Origin of the sequence: Chryseobacterium potabilaquae (assembly GCF_902728265.1) — a bacterium.
GTDB lineage: Bacteria > Bacteroidota > Bacteroidia > Flavobacteriales > Weeksellaceae > Chryseobacterium > Chryseobacterium potabilaquae.
On sequence record NZ_CACVBR010000002.1, the window covers coordinates 218,736 to 233,730 of the forward strand.

The 14,995-nt window shown below is 31.5% G+C and carries 13 protein-coding genes and 1 tRNA gene; 5 read left to right on the forward strand and 9 right to left on the reverse strand.

Going from position 1 to position 14,995, the window contains the following annotated elements; translation table 11 throughout:
- Window positions 1-918 precede the first annotated feature (918 nt).
- From CHRY9293_RS02255 to aceB, 7 genes are all read right to left on the reverse strand, one after another.
- On the reverse strand, window positions 919-1,461 hold the full coding sequence (locus CHRY9293_RS02255) for a hypothetical protein (protein ID WP_162031414.1): 543 nt from the start codon (window positions 1,459-1,461) through the stop codon (window positions 919-921).
- A 50-nt stretch (window positions 1,462-1,511) separates the two neighbouring features.
- On the reverse strand, window positions 1,512-2,486 hold the full coding sequence (locus tag CHRY9293_RS02260) for a LuxE/PaaK family acyltransferase (protein WP_162031415.1): 975 nt from the start codon (window positions 2,484-2,486) through the stop codon (window positions 1,512-1,514).
- Window positions 2,487-2,665: 179 nt separating this feature from the next.
- The gene (locus CHRY9293_RS02265; protein ID WP_162031416.1) at window positions 2,666-3,454 is read right to left on the reverse strand and encodes a UDP-2,3-diacylglucosamine diphosphatase; all 789 of its coding nucleotides are present in this window, start codon (window positions 3,452-3,454) and stop codon (window positions 2,666-2,668) included.
- Between the two features lie 20 nt (window positions 3,455-3,474).
- Window positions 3,475-3,921: a 6-carboxytetrahydropterin synthase QueD gene (gene queD / locus CHRY9293_RS02270; RefSeq protein ID WP_122546323.1), complete on the reverse strand. Its 447-nt coding sequence runs from the start codon at window positions 3,919-3,921 to the stop codon at window positions 3,475-3,477.
- Window positions 3,922-3,973: 52 nt separating this feature from the next.
- Complete coding sequence (locus tag CHRY9293_RS02275) at window positions 3,974-4,423, reverse strand: acyl-CoA thioesterase (RefSeq protein ID WP_228455443.1); 450 nt, start codon at window positions 4,421-4,423, stop codon at window positions 3,974-3,976.
- Window positions 4,424-4,498: 75 nt separating this feature from the next.
- Window positions 4,499-5,779 (reverse strand): isocitrate lyase, encoded by a 1,281-nt coding sequence (gene aceA, locus CHRY9293_RS02280; protein ID WP_162031417.1) that lies wholly within the window; start codon window positions 5,777-5,779, stop codon window positions 4,499-4,501.
- An 84-nt stretch (window positions 5,780-5,863) separates the two neighbouring features.
- On the reverse strand, window positions 5,864-7,438 hold the full coding sequence (gene aceB / locus CHRY9293_RS02285; RefSeq protein WP_162031418.1) for a malate synthase A: 1,575 nt from the start codon (window positions 7,436-7,438) through the stop codon (window positions 5,864-5,866).
- Between the two features lie 127 nt (window positions 7,439-7,565).
- Between aceB and CHRY9293_RS02290 the strand changes: the two genes are divergently transcribed.
- The 3 genes from CHRY9293_RS02290 to CHRY9293_RS02300 all read left to right on the forward strand — a co-directional run bounded on the left by CHRY9293_RS02290 (window position 7,566) and on the right by CHRY9293_RS02300 (window position 10,541).
- Window positions 7,566-9,041, forward strand: coding sequence for a helix-turn-helix domain-containing protein (locus CHRY9293_RS02290; RefSeq protein WP_162031419.1), 1,476 nt, complete (start codon window positions 7,566-7,568; stop codon window positions 9,039-9,041).
- Window positions 9,042-9,131: 90 nt separating this feature from the next.
- Window positions 9,132-9,782 carry a ComF family protein gene (locus CHRY9293_RS02295; RefSeq protein ID WP_162031420.1) on the forward strand — a complete coding sequence of 217 codons (651 nt, stop codon included), beginning with the start codon at window positions 9,132-9,134 and terminating at the stop codon, window positions 9,780-9,782.
- 72 nt (window positions 9,783-9,854) lie between these two features.
- Window positions 9,855-10,541, forward strand: coding sequence for an alpha/beta fold hydrolase (locus CHRY9293_RS02300; protein ID WP_162031421.1), 687 nt, complete (start codon window positions 9,855-9,857; stop codon window positions 10,539-10,541).
- 4 nt (window positions 10,542-10,545) lie between these two features.
- Here the strand turns inward: CHRY9293_RS02300 and upp are convergent, their stop codons facing one another.
- Together upp and der are read right to left on the reverse strand one after the other, a co-directional pair.
- A complete protein-coding gene (upp, locus tag CHRY9293_RS02305) occupies window positions 10,546-11,199 on the reverse strand; it encodes a uracil phosphoribosyltransferase (protein WP_162031422.1) in 654 nt (217 codons plus the stop codon).
- Window positions 11,200-11,275: 76 nt separating this feature from the next.
- Window positions 11,276-12,586, reverse strand: coding sequence for a ribosome biogenesis GTPase Der (gene der, locus CHRY9293_RS02310; RefSeq protein WP_122635704.1), 1,311 nt, complete (start codon window positions 12,584-12,586; stop codon window positions 11,276-11,278).
- A gap of 248 nt (window positions 12,587-12,834) precedes the next feature.
- Here der and CHRY9293_RS02315 point away from each other — a divergent pair.
- Both CHRY9293_RS02315 and CHRY9293_RS02320 read left to right on the forward strand, forming a co-directional pair.
- Window positions 12,835-12,905: transfer RNA gene (locus tag CHRY9293_RS02315), tRNA-Gln, on the forward strand.
- Window positions 12,906-13,693: 788 nt separating this feature from the next.
- Window positions 13,694-14,926 (forward strand): aminotransferase class I/II-fold pyridoxal phosphate-dependent enzyme, encoded by a 1,233-nt coding sequence (locus CHRY9293_RS02320; protein WP_162031423.1) that lies wholly within the window; start codon window positions 13,694-13,696, stop codon window positions 14,924-14,926.
- Window positions 14,927-14,995 lie beyond the last annotated feature (69 nt).

Below are 14,995 nucleotides of genomic sequence, written 5' to 3' on the forward strand. Positions count from 1 at the left end.
ATGTGTATTACTACCTAATAAAAACATTCTGAAAACAATAGATATCAAGAGTTTATTTAATATAAAATTACTATTGTTATTATTTGTTTTCTCTATCATTTGTGGTGCAAAGAAACAAGAATATCATCATTCAGTCCAAATTTAAAATGAATAAAAATTAAAAAAATGACATGTATCATGAATTATCAATAATAAAATCAAGATAAAAAAAGAATAAAATTCATAATTTAAGGAAAAATTCAATAATATATATATTACAACCAATGAAACATTATATTACAAAATAAAAAGTTACTCTATCAATTGTTGACAAAGTATTTAGGACTATCCAAGATGGGGGAAATATACAATAAATCACTTTTCATTGAACCCATTTTAAAAGTAGTGAAATAATGACAAATTAAGTAAATAAAAGCCTTCAAAATAATATAGGAAAAAAAATAACAACTATTTTTGTAGTTTAAATAATACAATCTAAATACATATAGTTTATTATATTTAAGGCCTTACAGAAAAGAATACATTGTATTGTACTCAAATACAAAATGTATTACATATAATTATATTCAAATTTTATACCAAACTCAATTCTTGTGAATAAAAGATAAATTAAGGGAAATGGGTATCGAGAATATATTGAAGATAATAAAGAGATTCTTGGGAAAATCTTAGAATTACTCAATAGCCATTCCAAAAATTTCTTTAATCGGAAACGTAGATATTTATTAAAAAATAAAGCATTCAAAAAGGTTGGGGAATTCTTTTCTGTTTTTATAATTATAGCCTCATGCCGGAATTTTAAATAACACAACAAGCGAAAGAAGATTCTAAGAAAACAATAGAATTACGAATATTAAAAAAATTGAAAAGAAGAATCATTAAACAATTCTCTATTCTATAATTTATTTATAAAAGAAATTATTTCTTCTTAATGTCAAAGGGATTTTTAAAAATGAGCTCTTCATGTTTGCCTTTTATCTCCATTTTACGTTGAAGTAAATGCAAGGCCATTTTGCGCATAAAAAGATCTTTATCATTGAGCTTCCAATAGGAATCTCCATGTCTCCTGTGAGGAGATCGAATGAAGTAAAATTCAGTTTTCCAGTGATCCACATCATGATAAAATTCAATAATCCCACAATGTTCCGGAATCAAAGAATGATCAATCATTCCCATAGGAACAAGAAAACTAAATTCATTACACACATAATCTCCACAGGATATTTTATCATGTTTTAGGAATTTTTCACCGGTCATAGTATTGGTATAAGACTTTTTGAAATCATTCTTAAAATCACTTTTTGAAAGCTTAATCTCAATTTCATGGCTGAAACCTTCCGCATCAATAATCAATATATCCGCCTCCCAGTCTGCTTGAAAATGATGAGTTAAAACAATATCTTTTTCAAAATCACAATGCGTATGAATAAATGCATGAATAAGTTCGTCTATTTTTAACATGAATTTTGAATAATTAATGGAATCTTAGTAGGAATTGCTGTTATCACCTTTTAACTCACTAGCAAACTACATCCCCTAATATCAGAGTGATCAATCCTCCCCAAAACCTGAAATTTATTATTTTCTATTTTTCCTAAATCTTGAGTGGCAATAAAAGAACAGGAATGTATATTAGCCAAATCAATAATATTGATAGCTCCCGTTTTTCCTTCTTTTTCATATGTGAAAGGATCTTCCACATTTCTTATCAATACTTTCATCCATGCAGGACAATCATATTGATTATTCCCCAGAGAGTATGCTTGTGAAAGAAGCTCCGTCATGGAATATTCTGAATAAATTCTATGGGTTCTAAAACCATTCTGCAATATTTTCAACAACTCATCTTTGGTCATCTCTTCTTTTCTACCTTTCATCCCACCTGTTTCAATAATAATAAGATTTTCAAAGATATCCATTTCCTTATCTACCACCGAATCAAGAAAGTCTAAAAGAGCAAAAGACACCCCAAAAAGAATGACTTTTTGATCCCTCAACCTATGTAAAAGATGGAATAAATCTTCATGGTTATACAGAAAATATCCGTTTTCAGGTTTACCGGATTTTTTCATCAAGTAATCAACCATATAGATTAAAGAAGAATGTTGCTTTTCCAAATAACTAGGTAACAAACCTAAAAAAATGAATTCTTCCGGTTTTCCTATAAACTTTTCAAAACTTTTATAAATACTATTTTGATACAGATTTTCATCCGCAATAAAATGTTTAGATAAATTCATTTGTGTGGTTCCCGAACTTTGAAAAAACAAATCAGTAGACACATTTTTATCTAATATCACATGATTTTTAAACATTTCTATAGGAAGAAAAGGAATTTTACTAAGTTCTTTAACCTCCGTAGGGTTTATCTTCAAATAGTCGACAAACTTTCTATAGATCTCAATATTATCATATTGATAATGAAAAGTCTGTAATGATTTTTCTAAAAATTCGTCCTCATCAACGATGTTAAACCTATTTTTCAATGTATAATTTATTTAAATCTTTGTATATAAAAAAAACAAATCAACTATAAAGAGAAGCATACTTTTTAATGTTTTTTTAATTTATACAATTTGTTTTTGGTAAGCTTCTTGCTATATTATATTCGGAATATGGATTAAAAACAAGAATGGTTTTTTACCATTCGAAAGTTACCTCTTTTTTAGAGGTAATTTTTTTTATCTGTCCCAAAAGTTTTCAATTCAAAATCATTTTCGAATACGCCATAAGTGAAATAAGATATCCAATCTCCTAAGTTGATATACTTGGACTGATTACCCAGCTCTAATACCATGGGAAGGTGACGATGCCCATATATAAAATAGTCAATATGCTGTGTTTTTAATTTTTCTTTTGAATAGATAATCAAAAACTCTTTATCTTCTCCTAAAAATGCTTTATCCTCTTCTCCTGAAATCATTTTATTTTTTTGAGAAAGATATAAGGCTATTTTCATAGCAATATCCGGATGCAACCATTTAAAAAACCATTGAGCAATTGGGTTTGTAAATACCCTTTTCATTCTTTTATATCCTTTATCACCAGGTCCTAAACCATCTCCATGAGCTAATAAAAACTGTTTTCCTGCGATTTCAAAATATTGTTTTTTGTAAAAAACCGTACATCCAATCTCTTCTTCGAGATAGTCTTTCATCCAAAGATCATGATTCCCTACAAAAAAATACACATGTATTCCTCTATCCTTCAACTCTGCAATTTTCCCTAAAACACGTACATAACCTTTAGGAATGACATGCTTCCATTCATGCCAAAAATCAAATAGATCACCCATCAGAAATAAAACCTGTGCATCTTCTTTTATTTCATCCATCCAACGGATAAATTTCTCTTCCCTTATTTTACTTTCTTTGGGAGTAGGTGCACCAAAATGTTGATCTGAAGCAAAATAAACCTTCTTTCCAATTTCTAAATTGATGATTGTTTTTAACACGACTTTCAGTTTAAAGGATTTTATGAATTATCTTCTGCAAACCATTCTCCATAAGAATTCTCCGTCTCATGAAGTTTAAGATAAGCTAAAGAAACTTCAGCAGGAAGCTTGGATTTGATTTTAGCAGCAATAGCAGATAGCATATTTTCACAGGTAGGCTGAAAAGTACAGTAAATCACCTTATGTCCTTTATTTTCAAGATCCTCCCCCAATTCTTTATGAGGAGAAAGCCCATTAATAAGTACTGCATGATCCCAAACATCTACTATTTCAGATTTTACGATACTTTTAATATCTCCAAAATCCACTACCATTCCATTTTTAGGGTTATTCAAATCATTGATAGGCTTTCCTTTTACTGTTACAAACAATTTATAGGAATGTCCATGCATATTTTTACATTTCCCATCATAATTGTAAAGTACATGGGCAGTCTCAAATGTAAAAATCTTTGTAATACGTATCATAGTACAAAGATATAACAAAACAGATGAACATAGAAAGTTTGAATATCATCATTTACACGATTATATTCAACCAATCTTTTTCCAATCTTTTTATCTTTTGTGTCTCCATATCGACCAAAACCCATAACGTATGAGAATCAACCACAATCTGATCATTACAATAAAACTCCACTTTACGCGGCTGCTTTATTCCTTCAGGAGGCATCGGATATGTTTTAATCGTAATAATATCATTGAGGTATACTTGTTTTTTGTATTGAATATGATGATCAAAAAGCATCCATGCGTAGGTTGAAAATTCAGTTTTATATTTTACACTCTCCCAATGTTCCACAGCGATTTCTTCTACCCAATGAACATATTGTACATTATTAACATGATTATTTTGATCAATATGCCCCTCTGTTACTTGTATTTCTTTTTGATATATTAAACCCATTATAGCTCCAAAATTCCCTTTAATATACAAATATATAAACTTTTTGCCCTTAATTTTATTCATCATATAAGAAAAAAAGCCCTCTCAAAATGAGAAGGCTAGAGAAATCAAATTCTATTTATATATGGAGAGTCGTTCTTAATGAAATTGTGCAGTTTCTGTTGAATCTTTCATAGCTACCGTTGTAGAAGAACCATTTGTAACTACATTCTGAACCTCATCAAAATAACCCGTTCCTACAAAAGACTGATGCTTAACAGCTCTAAAACCTTTCTTTTGTAATGCAAACTCACGTTCTTGAAGCTCAGAATATCCGGCCATTCCTTTTTCTTTATATGCTAAAGCTAACTCGAACATCGCTGTATTCAATGCATGGAAACCGGCTAGTGTAATAAACTGGAATTTATATCCCATTTTAGCCAATTCTTCTCTAAAATTCAACATTTCTTCAACGGAAAGTTTTGCCGCCCAATTGAATGAAGGTGAACAGTTGTAAGCTAACATCTTACCTGGGAATTGCGCATGGATTCCTTCTGCAAATTGTCTTGCTTGTTCTAAATCAGGGTTAGAAGTTTCCATCCAAATCAAATCTGCATAAGGTGCATAAGACAACCCTCTATCAATTCCTTGTTCTACTCCATTTTTCACTACATAAAAACCTTCTGAAGTTCTTTCTCCCGTTACAAATTTCTTATCTCTATCATCAATGTCTGAAGTCAATAAGTCCGCTGCATCAGCATCTGTTCTTGCAATAATCACAGAAGGAACACCTAATACATCCGCAGCCAAACGAGCAGAGATCAATTTATTAATAGCTTCTTGAGTAGGCACTAAAACTTTTCCACCTAAGTGGCCACATTTTTTTGCAGAAGACAACTGATCTTCGAAATGTACCGCAGCAGCACCCGCTTCGATCATTTGCTTCATTAATTCAAATGCATTCAGATTTCCTCCAAATCCAGCTTCTGCATCTGCAATAATAGGAACTAAATAATTCTTATCTCCACCTCCGTTAACAGACTGAACTTGATCAGCTCTCAATAAAGCATTATTGATCTTTTTAACCACAGAAGGTACTGAATTAGCAGGATAAAGAGACTGGTCAGGATACATTTCTCCAGACAAATTAGCATCTGCTGCTACTTGCCATCCAGAAAGATAAATAGCTTCTAAACCAGCATCAACTTCCTGTACTGCTTGATTTCCTGTTAAAGCACCAAGACCTGCAACAAAATCTTGAGTCTGTAGCTTATCCCAGAATTTTTTAGACATTTCCGTTGCAATCGTATAGTCTATTTTATAAGAGCCACGAAGCTTCAAAACATCTTCTGCCGTATAAGGTCTTTTTACACCTTGCCAACGAGGATCAGTAAGCCAATTCTTCTCTAATTCTTGGATTTGTTCTTGTTTAGTTTTCATAAATATTTGGATTTTAAAATTTTAGAATTATAATAATGAGACAATCACCCATAAGTATGTAGTACTCAATTTTACATTTTTATATTAAATAAAAGGGTATAGTTTTAAGGTCAAGAACTCTTCAAATTCTTCAGCAAAAATTAACTCATTGAAAAGTTCTTTTGCAAGATTAAATTTTCCATTTTTAAAACGTTCTGCACCTACATATTCTTCAATATTTCGCATTTCTTCGCCTTCCCATTGAAGAACCATTTCTTTCGTTAAGGTTCTATCATCATTTAATACCACTTTATTCTTTAGCCATTGCCAAATTTGGGTTCTTGAAATTTCAGCTGTAGCAGCATCTTCCATAAGATTGTATAATGCAGCAGCACCTATTCCCATCAACCAGCTTTCAATATAAAGGATCCCTACGTTAATATTTTTTCTGATTCCTTTTTCTGTCACATCTCCTTTTGGAACCTGTAGTAAATCGTTTTCTTTAATATGATAAGCAAACTTTTTATCAATTTGATTTTGCAAAGGCATATATTGATCGAATATTTCTTTTGCAACGGACACCAATGCCGGATGTGCCACCCAAGTTCCATCGTGACCATTTTTTACTTCTCTTTCTTTGTCACATTTTACTTTTTCAAAAGCAATCCAATTTGCACTATCATTATCTTTCACGGGAATTTGCGCTGCCATTCCGCCTATTGCATGTACATTTCTTTTATGACAAATTTCAATCACTCTTTTTGAATAAGCACTCATAAATGGGGAGGTCATTTTCACTTGATCTCTATCCGGAAGGATAAATGCTGAAATATTCCTAAACTTCTTAATAAATGAAAAAATGTAATCCCAACGCCCACAATTCAATCCTGAGCTATGTTCTTTCAATTCATATAGTATTTCGTCAATCTGAAAAGAAGCGGTAATAGTTTCAATCAAAACAGTTGCTTTTATAGTTCCTTGAGGAATTCCTACATAATTTTGTGCGAAAATAAATACATCATTCCACCAACGTGCTTCTTTATAATGCTCTAGCTTTGGAAGATAAAAATAAGGACCACTTTCATTTTCTAAGAGTTGTTTAACATTTCTAAAGAAATACATCCCAAAATCAATTAATGAACCTGAAGCTTCCTCTCCGTTAATTTCAATATGCTTTTCTGATAAATGCAACCCTCTTGGACGAACTATCAAAACTGCTGTTTTTTCGTTCAGCTGATAAGATTTACCTTTTTCATTCGTAAAATCAATAGTACGATTAATAGCATCCGAAAGATTAATTTGTCCTTGAATACAATTATTCCATGTAGGAGAATTGCTATCTTCAAAATCAGCCATGAATGTAGATGCACCTGAATTCAATGCATTAATAATCATTTTTCGATCAACCGGGCCTGTAATCTCTACTCTCCTATCTAATAAATCTCCCGGAAGAGACGCACATATCCATTCTGTATTCCTTACTTCTTCTGTTTCTTTCAAGAATTTAGGTAAAATCCCTTTGTTAAATTCCTCCTGAGTTTTTTTTCTTTCACCTAAAAGCTCTAGCCTTTTCTGATTAAAGTTCTGATGAAGCTCAACCAAAAAATCCATTAATTCAGGAGTAAAAACTTCTTGAAATTGCGTTTGGCCCTTTAATTTTAATTGTGTTTTAGTTTCCATAACTTAATGTATTTAGTGATTTTATATTACAAACTTAAATAAAAATTTTCACAATTAGCGAACGTTCGCTAATTATTTTTAAAAATTATTATGCGAAAAATCGCAATCAATTTTTTATATTTGAATAATGAATGCGGAAAGTGACTTTATAAAAACGGTTTTTGGACTTAAAATAAAACAACAAAGGCAAAAGAAAAATTGGTCTTTACAAGATCTTGCCATAAAAACGGGGCTCTCGAAATCTTATTTAAATGAAATTGAAAATGGTAAAAAATATCCAAAACATGATAAAATCATCCAAATTTCCGATGCCTTAGAATGTACGTTTGATGATTTGGTTTCCACCAAACTAGATAAAAGCTTAACTCCTTTTAATACTATTCTCCAATCAGATTTTTTTAAAGAAATTCCATTAGATCTCTTCGGAATTAATAAAAATAATCTCATCAGTATCATCAGTGATGCTCCCAAGAAAGTAACCGCCTTCATCAATGCTTTAATTGAAATTTCACAAAATTATAATTTAGGAAAAGAACGTTTTTACTTCGCTGTACTCAGGTCTTTTCAGGAATTATATGACAATTACTTTCCGGAAATTGAAGAGAAAGTCATTCAATTTGCCCATGAAAATCAATTAGAACTCAATACCCATCTAGAAGCTGAAGCCTTAGAAAATATCTTATCAAAAAAATGGGGCTATACCATTCAATCTGAAAAGTTTGAAAAGTTTGAGACTCTGGATCATCTTCGGTCTTTATTTATTCCTGAGAAAAAACTACTTCTTCTTCATAAAAAACTTGAGAAAGACCAAAAAGTTTTTATTTTAGCTAAAGAGACAGGGTTCAATGTATTAGAATTAAAAAATCGGCCTAACACCTATTCATGGTTAGACTTTGGAAGTTTTGAAGAAATTTTGAATAATTTTTATGCCTCTTATTTTGCGGGTGCCCTATTAATTCCAAAACAAAAAATAATTGAGAAAACCAGCGAATTCTTTACACAAGATCATTGGAATCCTCAATCCTTTGAAAACCTTATCAAAAGTTTCACCCATTCTCCTGAAACATTTTATTATCGATTAACGAATATTCTTTCTTCAGAACTTGGAATTAAAGATTTGTTCTACCTTTGTTTGGTAAAAAAGAAAAACTCGGATAAAATTCAAATTCTGAAAGAGCTACACCTCAATCATCAACAAGCCCCTCACGCCAATGCTACTAACGAACATTATTGTAGAAAATGGATTGCGGTAAAAAACCTTCATCATTTAAAGGAAAATGAAACGTTGACAGACGCACAAATTTCACACTATAAAGATCATGGAGTAAGTTATCTCGTTATTTCCACATCCCAGAAAAATCCTTTTTCTGATGGGAGCAACCGAAGCTATTGTCTAGGCATTCTTTTAAATGCTCAAATGATCCGAAAAATCAATTTTATAAAATCATCCTCTTTAAAAACTATTAATGTAGGAGTTACTTGTGAGTCATGCAGTATTGCCGATTGTGAAGTAAGACAAGCTCCTCCCATTCGTATAGAAAAAGAACGCTTTAATTTAAATATGAAAAATGCTATTGAACGATTACGAAAAGATATTTTGTAATTTTCATAGAAAATAAGTAAAAAAGATTAAAAACACTTGTTTTCATCCCTATTCACATCAATTGGTTATATTCGCATCATAAAAACACTTATGATTTTAGATCTACTTTTCCCCAACCGTTGCATCCATTGCAACAGGATCATTGAAGGAGACTTACTTATTTGTAATCTATGCTTTGATCAAATCCATTTTACCCACTTCGATTATTTTGAAGAAAATCCATTAAAAGAAAAATGTAAATTACTTTTTCCTGTTCAAAACACCTACGCTTTAATGCATTTCGAAAAAGAAAATATAAGTAGAAAAATTATTCATGAACTCAAATACAGAAACAGAGAGAAGGTAGGAAAAGTGATTGGCGAATGGGTGAATGAACGCTTGGATTTTAGAGATAATAAACCTGATATATTGGCTTCAGTTCCTCTTCATCCTAAAAAACTAAAAGAAAGAAACTACAATCAACTTCATTTATTCACCGAAACCCTTTCTCAATTTCACCATATCCCTTTTGATCATACTCTCATTAAAAGAAACGAGTATTCAAAAGCTCAGGCTCTACAGGATAAAAAAAATCGACTGGAAAATCAAAACCTATTTTCCATTACTAAAGACACTTCAGGAAAACATATACTTCTGATCGACGACGTTTTCACAACAGGAAATACCCTCACAACAATTGCTTGGGAACTTCTAAACCAGGACAACAAAATCAGCATTTTAGTGATGGCAATGGATACATAAATAATGGATATAATATATAGATATTGATTCTTCAACTATTTTTCACTAATTTTCAAAAGAAACAAATTAATTATGCCACATTTACTTTTATTACATGGCGCTTTAGGTCATAGTGATATTTTTAACTCCATAAAAGATAAGCTTAATCCTTATTTTGATATTCATACTCCTTTATTTTCCGGGCATGGAAATACTGAATTACCAAAAAATGGAATTAGTATTGAACAATATACCCAGGAACTGAGTGCCTATTGTGAAAAAGAAGACTTGGAAAACGTTCATATTTTTGGACACAGTATGGGAGGGTATGTAGCTCTTTGCTATGCTTTGCAAAAACCTGAGAACATCCACTCTATAATGACATTAGGAACAAAGTTTAACTGGACAGAAGAAGGAGCTTTAAAAGAAAGTAAAATGCTAAACCCTGATACCATTTTAGAAAAAGTGCCTCACTATGCCAAGTTACTAGAATTACAACATGGCTCTAAATGGAAAGAACTTCTTCCTGCAATAGCCGAATTAATGATTTCTTTAGGAAAAAGACCTCCTTTACAAAATAATATAGAAAATATCCATAATTCTATCCAAATCATGGTTGGAGATCAAGACACTATGGTAACTATAGAAGAGTCTAAATCCATATATCATAGTCTTCCCAATTCAAAATTGGCCGTACTACCGGATACAAAACATCCCATGGATAAAGTACGACCTAATTTACTATTTGATTTAATGAAAGACTTTTGGAATCTTGCTTAAAATTTTATTGTTGTAATTTTCCACCATAACTTAGATCACCGGCATCCCCTAATCCTGGGGTGATGTACCCTTTAGAAGTAAGTTGTTCATCAATTGCTCCTACCCAAATCTTAGCATTTGGATACGCATTTGCAATCGTTTCAACTCCTTGTTTTGAAGCAATAGCCACCACAATATGTAATTGTGTAGGAGTTCCGTGAGTTAATAAATCTTTAATGGCTTCAATTAAAGATGCACCGGTTGCCAGCATGGGATCAGCAACAATTAATGGCCTATTATCAATATTCGGACAAGTCAAATAATCTTGCTTAATAGAGAAATAATCATTCGCGTCATGCTTTCTATAAGCAGCAACAAAACCACAATCAGCGTGATCAAAATAATTTAAAATCCCTTGAAATAAGGGAACTCCTGCCCTCAAAATAGTAGTAATAACAGGTTGAACAGCAATATCTATAACCTTAATAGTATCTAAAGGAGTCTGAATTTCAATTTCTTTTTGTTCCAATCCCTTACTAATCTCAAAAGCAGCTATTTCTCCGATTCTTTCCAAATTTCTACGAAATCTCATTCTGTCATTTTGAACTTCTACATTCCTCAATTCATTAATCCAAGAATTAACAAGTGAAAACTGTTGTGATAATACTGTTGTATTCATTACTTTGAAAAAGCTTTTATCTAAATTATTAATTATGAAGAAAATCCCTTTCAGAAAATCTAAAAGGGAAATATTTTTATTTTTGTCGGAAATATATTTCAATGGGAACTCCAGTAAACCCGAATTCTTTTCTCAGTTGATTTTCTGTAAATCTTTTATAAGGTTCTTTTACATATTGGGGCAAATTACAAAAGAAAACAAATTGAGGTGAAGGGGTAGGAAGTTGAACACAATATTTGATCTTAATATATTTACCTTTGTTGGCAGGTGGAGGTGTTCCTTCAAAAATCGGGAGCATAACTTCATTTAATTTTGAAGTTTTGATTTTCTTTTTACGATTTTCATATACCTCCATAGCGGTATCAACAGCTTTCAAAATTCTTTGTTTCGTCAATGCTGAAACGAATAAAACCGGAATATCATTAAACTGGCCTATTTTATCTTTGATTGCTTTTTCGAAATCACGCATCGTATTGGTTTTCTTATCCTCAATCAAATCCCATTTATTAACCAAAATGACCACTCCTTTTCTATTTTTCTGAGCAATTCCAAAGATATTCATATCTTGTGATTCCCATCCTTGAGTAGCATCTACCATAATGATTACTACATCAGAGTTTTCAATAGCACGAACAGAACGCATTACAGAATAAAATTCTAAATCCTCATTTACTTTAGACTTTTTACGCATTCCAGCCGTATCCACTAATACAAATTCATGCCCAAATTTATTATAAAGACTTTGAATACTATCCCTTGTTGTCCCTGCAATATCAGTTACAATATTTCTTTCATCATCCAAAAGTGCATTAGTCATCGTAGACTTTCCTACATTCGGACGTCCCGCAATCGTAATTTTAGGCAATCCTTCAAAAGGATCTTTATATTCTGTAGTAGGAAAATCTTTTACAATATCATCTAAAAGATCCCCAGTTCCAGAACCTGTTGCAGAAGAAAGTGTGTAATATTTATCTATTCCTAGTTGATAAAATTCTGTTGCAGGAAGTTCTTCTTTTGCTGAATCTACTTTATTGATAACAATATAAATGGGTTTATTTGATCTTCTTAAAAGACGATATATTTCATAATCCGTATCGGTAAGCCCCTCCTCTACATTCATCATAAAAATGATAGAGGTTGCCTCATCAACCGCCAATTGTACCTGTTTTCTAATTTCCTCTTCAAAGATATCATCTGTTCCTACGTCATATCCACCCGTATCAATTACTGTAAAATCTACTCCATTCCAGTCTGATTTTCCGTAATGACGGTCTCTCGTAACCCCTGCTGTAGAATCTACAATAGCTTCTCTTTTTTCTAATAATCGATTAAAAAGTGTGGATTTTCCTACGTTGGGACGCCCAACGATTGCAACAATATTTGACATAAAAAATGTTTAATAATCCTTTCACCTAAGTTCAGGACATGTTATTAATGGGTATCTCCAACTTTTGGAGCCCAATTTTTTTGCAAAGATAGGATTTTATTATTAAGCGTTAAAAAATTAATAGGTAAGAAAATTTTTCCAGCAAAATAAAAGTATGATTTTCAATCAATAAAGCAAATACAGCACATTTAGCTAAGAAATTGATTTTTATATTTGAAATAAATTCTATAATTTCGCGGCATTAATAAAGACTCATGGTGTAGCGGTAACACTACTGATTTTGGTTCAGTCATCTGGGGTTCGAATCCCTGTGAGTCTACAGTTTAAATCAAGCAATCTTCTGAATATCAGTTGATTGCTTTTTATTTTGGTTGTATATTTCCAATCCCTATTCCAGAAAAGGTAACAATATATTTTACACAAAATTGTTCATATTATTATTTTAGAAAGAATCTACAGCAACTTTGTGTGATTGTCCCCCAATCCATTACCATCAGAAAAACTGCCTCCTTCAACTTTATGTATTACTTCTTCCATCTATTTCATTTTTATAATTTTTAAACAGTCAAAATTAAATATATTACATGTCCATATATTACTACAAATAGATATATTTATGTTTTACATTGACTTTTTTATGAGCTAGGTATTGAAAGCTTTATTCATAAGAAGCTTTTTATTTTTCAGGACAAAATTCCTCAAATACTTATTAATAGTCTGACATTTTTTCTAATTTTATTAGGGAAATGCATACAAATCATTTCAACAACATTACTACTACTTACTTAAATTATACTTCTTTTTACACCCATTACCCCCATAGAGAGCACTTTAAAGCTTGACGTAGGTTTGCAGTATTACTCTTTCTATTCGATATCCAGATATTCGCAGTCACAAATTTACACCCTATATCGAATATAATTTACACTTATAAATAATTACATATACGAAATGTTTATTTATAATGTCATTTTAATAATAAATAATAGACATACTACATCTACAAAAAATGAAGATAGGTTTGTTTTTTATAGATGATAAAGGTATTAAAGTGTAATCCGTTTTCAACAGAGAAATTAACAAGTTTAATGATTTAAAAAGAAAAATATGTATTGGCAAAAACTTTCAAAAACTACTATACAACAAAAGGTATTTGATGAACTTCAAAAAAACATAGACTTTATTACTGAACCTGTTCTCGGTCTACCAGGCAGTTCTGTTGATCAGGAACAATTTCACAATCCTTCATCTTTAAAAGAGGATGCTTTTCTTTCCGTTTTAATAAATAATCCAAATCACATTGGTTGCCATACCCATAAGAACGGTGAAAGGTATTTCCCGGGTACAAAACAAATTGAAATAGATCTCATTAAGATTTGTGCTGAAGAAATCTTTGGTGCGGAGGAATCAGATTATGATGGATATGTTACACCTGGAGGAACTGAGGGAAATATTCAAGCACAATGGATGTATCGCAATTACTTTATGCAGAATGAGAAAGCTAAGCCGGAAGAAATAGGGGTTATATTTTCAGAGGACACTCATTATTCGGTATACAAAGCATCTAATCTATTGAATATACATCCTATTACAGTGAAGGTAAATCATGATGATCGGAAAATTTTGTTAGAAGACCTTAAAAAAAAGTTAGAGGAAGCTCAAGGTAATGGAATACGCTATTTAATTGTTCACCTTTCGATGGGAACAACTATGTTTGGTAGTATAGATTCACCAGAGCCATTACTGGAAGTTATTAAACAATATTTTAAACATTACTTTGTCCATGTAGATGCCGCATTTGGAGGATTTGTGTATCCATTTTCTCAAGAAAAAATTGATCTAAGCTTTAAAAACACAGAGATCAGTTCCATTGCAATTGATGGACATAAAATATTGAGATCCCCTTTTGGTACAGGAGTTTTTTTATGTAGAAAATCATTGATAGAACATGTACAGACTCCGGAAGCATCCTATGTATATGGCTCAGATTTCACTCTTTGTGGAAGTCGTTCAGGGGCTAATGCCGTATATATGTGGATGACACTTATGACCTATGGTTCTCATGGATGGACTGAGTTAATAAGACAGCTAATAGCTCGTACAGATTATTTATGTAAAGAGTTGGATGAAATTGGGGTTAAATATTATCGACATTCTGATATGAATATTGTGGCAATTGATCATCATGCAATTCCCGAAGACCTTGCTAAAAAGTATTACCTCGTGGCGGATAACTATTCCAATCCACAATGGTGGAAGATTGTTGTTATCACTCATGTTACTGATGATATGATTAAAGACTTTTTACTTGAGCTAAAAACAAGCAAAAGCGTGAATTAAATTATGAATACGGGTATTTCAATACTCAATTTCTATAATTTATAATGAGACCTGAGGTCACATTTTATT